The organism is Acetobacterium sp. UBA5834 (assembly GCF_002435675.1).
Taxonomy (GTDB): Bacteria; Bacillota; Clostridia; order Eubacteriales; family Eubacteriaceae; genus Acetobacterium; species Acetobacterium wieringae.
Window position 1 is genome coordinate 1 of the sequence record NZ_DJGY01000024.1, and the last position, 7,740, is coordinate 7,740.

Genomic DNA, 7,740 nt, shown 5'->3' on the forward strand with positions numbered 1-7,740 from the left:
GATCGCCAGCTGGCCAGTTCAAAGGTTTCAGCCAGTTCTTCTCTCGTTTTTCCTTCCATCAAACCAGCCAAAGTCTCAGTAACACGCTGATCATAAATGGGTTCCGTTGATGTTTTCATTATTTTTTTCCTTTCTTTTTCTGAATCACCACTGTCAATCCCTAAATGAGATTGACAGCCTGCTGCAGTTGACCAAGATCCTGATGAATGTAGCGACTGGTGACAGTGAGATTGCTGTGACCCAGTAGTTTCTGAACTGCTGGTAATGGTGCCTGATTTCTGACCAGATTGGAAGCAAAGGAATGTCTCAGAATATGAGCGGTGACATGCTTTTCCCAGCCCAGTTTAGCAACCGTTTCAATCAGAGTCTCATTCACTGTCTGCCGGGAGAGTCTGCCGGTTCGGGTTGTGGCAAAGAAATAGCTGGACGTGGTTTTGGGTCGGATAGTCTTTAAATAATTCGCCAGTTCTTCCTTCAGTTTGGAATTAATGGGAATCACCCGATCCTTGTTACCTTTTCCCTGATGTACCTGAATGAGATTTTTCTTAAGATCCACATCATTTAAAGTCAGTTTGCACAATTCGCTGATGCGAAGACCGGTATTGGCCATGGTGACGGTGGCTGCCTTAACCAGTGGATGCTCAATATTCTCAATGAGGGTTTCCATTTCTTCCGGGGTCAGATGAGTACGTTCCTTTTCCTGATAGGATATGCTCTCCAGTTTTCGGCTGATGTCTTTCTCCACCAGATCCCGATTAAAAAGATAGGCATAGAAGGATCGGAATATCGAAACCTGTCGACTTCTGGTTTTAGCTGAACTGCCTTTTTCCTTCTGCTGGGAGAGATAGCCCTCCAGATCCTTGAGCTCAATGTCATCAAGATAAACCGCTCCATTGTGTTCCTGTTCAATGTAGAGTCGAAGGGCATTCAGTTCCTGCCCGTAGCCTCGAATGGTTTCTTTTGATCGTTCTTTAGATTTTAAATAATCCACGTATGTTTCTATGGCTTTTTTAAGTAGCATGTGATTGTTCTCCTTTCTTTTGTGACAATTCTTCCATTAAATAAATAATATATCTTTAAAACCGTCCATTACTTCGATCAATGACGGTCAGTTATTTTTGGGATGAAGCAGAACCTGAAAGTGTTTTCGATTCTGCTCCATGGGTCATCCATATTTTAAAACAGGTGCTATTTGTTGGTATTTTTTCCCCAACTTCAATCGGAAACATTCAAGACCGCTTTATTTGCATATTTTGGCCGAGTGAGCATTGCAGTTATTCCGCAAGAATGCTGACTGCTTAAGTTCATTCTGATCCGATGAGAACACCTGATTTTCAGATGGATGGAATATTTAAACACTTTTTAAGCATTTTTTCTTCCTATTATAATAGGGGGTATATTTTAGTGAGTTTTGATTAAAATAATCCGATATTTCTTTTCTTAGGATTAGTTGGGTAGTTTGAGTGTTTTTAAGTTTTTTCTGGTATTTTTAATTTCTCCACAAATTCTTTTGTCAATTTTTCCCAACTAGCCCAATTTTTAAACCTGCCATTTGTGCTAAGCAGCTGTCTGATCCCTCAGGGTATCTGGTTTAGTCATGTGTTTTCGGTTTTTGGAGATTTTTCGGAGTTAAAAAAGGCAGGTCTCACCAACAGCATTGTCTATTTTTCCGAAATTCCGAAATTATTTTAAATAATCATCAGAAAAAAAATATTAATAATGGGATGATGGCAATTTATTTATTCAAGAAAAAGTTTCAGTTATTTTTCGGAATTTCGGAGCAGCTTAGCTTTTCAGGTACAGGATCTATCAGCCATTCAACAGGATGATTCCAAACCATCGTTTAAAGTCAGGTTTAGAAATAACTTCGGAAAAACGGAAAAAAGAATGAAAAAATGCAGATTAAATTTAAATTATCTCCATTATTTCTATTTAAAAAATATTCAGCAGCAAAAATATCCTGTCTATTTTTCCGATTTTCCGTTCTCAGATCGGTTCAAAAACATCATATAAAAATAGCTTTAGCATTAGCTTCGGAAAAACGGAAAAAGAATGAGAAAAAAGGGGCTTAAAATTAAGATATCCCTATTAATCCACTAAAAAAAATTTCTTTGTCAAAAATAGGGCTTGTTTTTCCGAATTTCCGTTCCCAATCGACTATTTTTCTGCCCAATTTTTTGCAATCGTCGCTTCGGCCACAACGGGAACATTTCGAATGTATTCTCTGCCGACTTGTTCCATGACCGTTTGAAGAAGGCTGGTAATTTTTTCTGCATCGTTCTCACTACATTCGATCAATAGCTCATCGTGAACACAGGCAATGATTTTCCCTGTGGTTCCCTTTAACACCTGAGGAAGAATCCCTAGGGCTTTTTTAAGAATATCTGCTTCGGTACCCTGTATTGGGGTATTGACCAATTTTGTGTACGTTGCATACTCATCAAACAATCGCCTTCTCCCACCGATGGTGAAGGATTGTCGGGTGTTTTTTCGACCTTCCTGCTGTTGCCAACGCTTTAACCCATGATATTTTTGAAAGAACTTTTCAATGAAATTCTTAGCTTCCAATTCAGTGAGTTTAACTCCATAGCTTCCCCACGCATAGGTTACCAAACTAGTCGAGCCCATGCCAAACAACATCCCGAAATTCAAGGCTTTCGCTGCTGAACGCTGGTCTTTTGTGATACTTTCAAGGGTTTGTCCATTGATTAAAGATGCTGTCAAACTATGGAGATCATCACCTCGTTTGTATGCTTCAATCATTTCGGCGTCACCACTAATCTCCGCAGCGATTCGGATTTGCATCTGGGAATAGTCTGATATGACAAAAACATTGCCTTCTTCGGGAACGAAACATTGCCGGAATGCATCATCATGGGGTACCTGTTGAAGGTTAAAGTTTGTGCAGGACAGTCTTCCAGTCACGGTACCCAATTGGAAATACTGAGAATAGATTCTGCCAGTTTCTGACTCAATATTCTGAGGAATTTTCTTGGCAAATTGTAATTGTTTTGCTGTATTTTTATAGGCAAGAAAGGCTTGGATCGCTGGGTACTGAGGTGCTATTTTTGACAATTCTTCACCTTTTGTGGAAGTAACATGAATCCCCAACGAATTAAGTGCTGTCATAATTTGCTTGCGACTATTGGGATTAATGTCTGTACCTAAAATTTGTTTAAGCTCACGTCGTTTTTCTTCACACTGAGCAGTCAACATTGTTTTCAAGGTATCGAGACCGGTCTGCTCAACTTTCACTCCATTGAGTTCCATCTGAACCATGGCGGGAAGGGCATCAAACTCCAGCTTTGCCGTTTTAACCAGGTTTTCGACCTTTAATTCATTGATTAATTTAATCCGCAAAAGTGGCAAGACCAGAACATCCCGGGCAGCATAGCCCAATTGCTCACTGGTTAGATCCGGTTGGCTCCAGTCGCTTTGCTGTTCTTCTTTTGGTAGTGTTATATTTAAATATTTTTTCACTAAAGCCTGCAATTTAAGTTCCTGCTTTTCCAGTCCAGCAACTAAAACACCTTCAGCCAGAAAGGTATCAAAAATACTACCTTTCAGATTAATGCCTGCTACGCTCAGAAACTTCATGTCAAACTTACCATTGTGCAAAATCTTTGTCATGGGTTCTTCCAATATTTCCTTGACCAGCTGCTTTCCGGCATCATCCATTTTCCACCAATCAATTATTAGTACATGCAGTTCTGGGGCTGCCATTTGAATCAGCCTGATTTCACCCCGCCTAGGGTTTAAGGGATCAACTCCCATGGTTTCTATATCAACAGCTAAAAATTTAGCTCGTTTGTAGTCATTAACATTCGCCATCAATGGCGTGCTCTCAGTCAAATAAGTATAGTTTGTATTAATCATTAATTTATTCCTTTCTTTTAATCTGGAGCGCCTTAGTTAAAGGCACTCCAATCATCATCCTGTTGTTGAATCGTTTCCTGAATCATTGAAATGATATTCGTCTCAACCCCTGCGTGCAAAACGTCTTGATCTGCATCAACTGCCACGGTCGTGCACAATTCCAACGGAGAAATGCCTTTGGCGGTGACTTCTGTGACTATTGGCATTACATTATTAGTTGTTTCACGATCTGAGGGATCTATCAGCAACCAGTTGCATTCGAAACATTCCTGATTACGGGTACTTGGTTTCGTTATTGAAATGCCGGGAATTGTTTTAAGGGTCTCTACAAATTGCGAACGTTTATTCTGTTTTTGATTTTCCTCGATACAATAATTTTTGTAACTATTCCACCAAGATACCACGGTATAGTCTGACACTGTACGATCAAAAGTCGCCTTTTCTGTTTCGAACCAACTGAGGACCGGATCATTACTTATCTTGACCTTATCTTTTAAGGCCACCATGGCTGCACTCTCGATGAAACGTCCTCTTTTGAGAAGTCGAGCTCGTCCTTGCAAAGCCCAGAGCAACACCCCAGCACGCTCTTCGATCAATTCCTCGCTTAAATGGATATTTCGCATTTCTTCTGGAATGAAATTATCAAATGGAAAACACAATGCCCGTTCGTAAAATGCACCGCTCAAATCCATAACTTTCGGAAAGAAATTGGAGGAGAACATCATTTTTGAACCATTTTTGAATGAAACAGTATCCTTATGATGCGTTCGCCCGTCAACACCATCACCACCTGTCAAGGATTTAAAGAATTCCTCATTAAACTTCGTATTGGAACCAATTTCCGGACCGATATTTATCAGTTTATCAATCAGATTGATGGTATTAATGGGTATGTGCAGATTTTCAATGCGAATATTACTAACATTTTCATGCCCCAACATATCTGAAAGAACCTCCTGCACAACACTTTTCCCTGTACGAGTTTTCCCGATTAACAACACAAAGCGATGAAAATTATTCCCTGGGACTAAACTGTAACCAAACCATTCCTGCAGGGCATCAATGGTTATCCTTATGTCTTCATCCGATAGCAAACAAAAGCAATTATTTAAAAATTCTAAAAATCGGGGACACTTAGCCGTGGGGTCAAATACGATTTCCAATCGATTCAATGCTAAGTACTCTTTTTGATGTGGAAGCAAATGAAAATCTCCATTTTCATCGATCTGGAGCATTCCATTGGACAGACAAATAAGATTTTTACGAATGTGGGTATTCATAGTGTCTAACGGTTTCGAACTTTTATTCTTGATATAGAATTCAATGCTTTCGACCACCCGTTTAACATACTTTCCCTCCAGTTGATTGATGATATCCTGGCGGATGTTTCCCCGATATTTACTCCAGATACCCTGCTCATAGGTCATGAGATTTCCGGCTACAAAAATAAAATCTTTTGCTTTCAGGATCTTCTCACCCAAATCTTCTTCAAAATTTCCAGTTCCCCCTTGAATTGAAACAACTTTAATCATCGCTGTCAATTCTCTTAGATTTCCCCGTTCTGGAATCCCGAGAATTTTCATTGCTTCCTTCAGATAAGCGATTTTAATGGGTCGGGATTCTCTGGATAGGTTAAGTTTATCTAGAATAAAGGCATTGATTAAGCGTATATTGTCAATGGGGGACACTTTTGGCACCATTTTCTTTAATTCCACTTCCAGATCGACTTCCACAATTGGTTTGTGCTGCTTATTAGCCTTCATCAAGGTACTAAGTATCATTCCTGCTGGGCTTTTTTGCTGACAGGTTTTTGGGCAATTAAACCCTGCATCACAGATGCCTGAACAACTGGTCGGTTTATAACCGGCATCTTTAACCTTTTCCTCTAAGCTACTGAAATGACGCTCAGATTCATCCTGCTGATAGGTCGAATGTTTTTTACTGATGTTGTGAAAGATTACTCGTCCATTTTCCCCGAACACAGCTAAGTTTAACGCAAGATGCGACCAGAGCACATAGCTCTGTTGATCTGGGTGGTTACCCATGTGCAGAAGAAATTCGCATTGACCCGCTGCTTTTCTAAGTGTTTCATAATCGATATTCAGTTTCTGGTAGGTACTGAACATTGTTTCTGGATAGGACTGATCTGGCAATTGTTCAGCCACAATTGGCGTACCTAACTGATCTCCCAATTGTTTAAAATTGTATGTCTCAGCAGATGCGGAACAAATTATTGAGCACTTTTTGACATTATCCGGATTTTTATAATTTTTTGTACCCGGCAGCCTTAATGAATGACCTAACACACCAGCAGCCATGTCTCCTTTAAAGTCATCTGATAAGCTTGCAAGTGCTTTCTGAGCCCCTTCTATTTCCTTCGTTTGATCAGTGACCTCCAGAGGTTCATGCAAACGCCAATATACCTGCAAGCCATTGCCAGAACCAATAATCAAACTTGGCTTCAAAGTTTGATTTTTTAGGGCTATTATCATTTTTTCTCGGTAGCCTTCCGCTTCAGCAAAGTCCATAGCTTTCAACGAGCAATTTTCATATGTGTCAAAATCAGCGACCAGTGCCGTAACATAATTGACCTGATCTTTCGTCCCTGATTCGCTCTTGAAGGTCACTGGGGCAATGTAGACATCACTATCGACATTGTCATTAACTAATTTGACCACTTCTGTGAATATCAACATGAAGTTTTGTCGGATCTTTACAAACTTATTGTGATAGATTCCGGTCACTGAATTTTTAATGCCGATTTTGATAAAATAATTCATCAGAACGGGATGAAAAAAATATTGTTTCAAAAAATCATATATAGCTTCGGCTTCTTTGTTAATTCCTGGGGGATAGGACGGCCTAGAAATTAACTCAGTTCTCTTTATCTTTTTGAATCCGCTTTGACGACGCTCTGTACTCACTGCTTCATTTTTTCTATTATTGTCGACACTACTCTGTCGATCGATTTTTTCCAATTTATTAATATCCATAATAATCTCCTCCTGTTGGATCACTCTTATATTCAAATGACTACCGTCATCTTTTTTTTTTTGAAAATCGCTTAATGCTTTTTAACTTAATTTTATTTTTCTTCCGCATTAATACCTGAACATAATTCTTCACCACCCTTCGTTAGGATGTCCAGTTTACGTCAATCGTACATATATAGCAAGTCATTTTTTGCATGAAAAAGCCATCTTAACCGTTTTGAAATTCTTCTGATTTCGTTATGTTCTTGATCGTCAAGGACGATTCTTTCTCGTGTCAATTTAATTTAAACGCATTTTAATTTTAAAGCTGTGTTTCAATGATTTAAGTTAAATTTAAGTAATGCTATTTTTGCTAAATCCAAAGTGATTCGAATAGCTACCAATTTGCAATGGCAACTGCAATATAATATCCCGATGTGAGACAGTCATTTGATAATTAACCATTTTTTCATTTTGCCGTCATCTTTTTCAGAAACACTGCTTTATAGAGAAAACTTTGGCATTCGACAAAAAAAAATACCCCAGCCAACGCCGAAGCGTCACCAGGGTACTAGCTCAATTAATTTTCCTTTTTATCTTCCGGCTGATGATCGACAATGGTTTCAGCATCGACATCACCAGAATTGTCCGCTTCTGATTCAGTTCCTTTGTTCTTGCTGAAAACGAAGTAGGCCACCAGCAGGATTCCACCAATGATCAGAATGGGAATTCCCAAATAGACAAAAATCGCTGACCAGATGGTTACACAAACAAAGAAAATGAAGAACCATGCACCGATGATGCCTAAGCCCAGATCCATCAGGTTATCACCAAAGAAGAGCAGCTTCAGCTTACCAAAGACAAAAAACGCTGACACAATACTGAGAATCAG

General features: G+C 39.3%; 4 protein-coding genes. All 4 read right to left on the reverse strand.

Going from position 1 to position 7,740, the window contains the following annotated elements:
• Nucleotides 1-160 precede the first annotated feature (160 nt).
• A complete protein-coding gene (locus tag B3F51_RS05255; RefSeq protein ID WP_286945890.1) occupies nucleotides 161-1,021 on the reverse strand; it encodes a tyrosine-type recombinase/integrase in 861 nt (286 codons plus the stop codon).
• Nucleotides 1,022-2,157: 1,136 nt separating this feature from the next.
• On the reverse strand, nucleotides 2,158-3,876 hold the full coding sequence (locus B3F51_RS05260) for a DNA polymerase (protein ID WP_286945892.1): 1,719 nt from the start codon (nucleotides 3,874-3,876) through the stop codon (nucleotides 2,158-2,160).
• Between the two features lie 32 nt (nucleotides 3,877-3,908).
• A complete protein-coding gene (locus B3F51_RS05265; protein ID WP_286945893.1) occupies nucleotides 3,909-6,869 on the reverse strand; it encodes a DNA primase family protein in 2,961 nt (986 codons plus the stop codon).
• 559 nt (nucleotides 6,870-7,428) lie between these two features.
• Nucleotides 7,429-7,740 (reverse strand): hypothetical protein (locus B3F51_RS05270; RefSeq protein WP_286945894.1); only part of this gene is annotated, 312 nt, incomplete at its 5' end.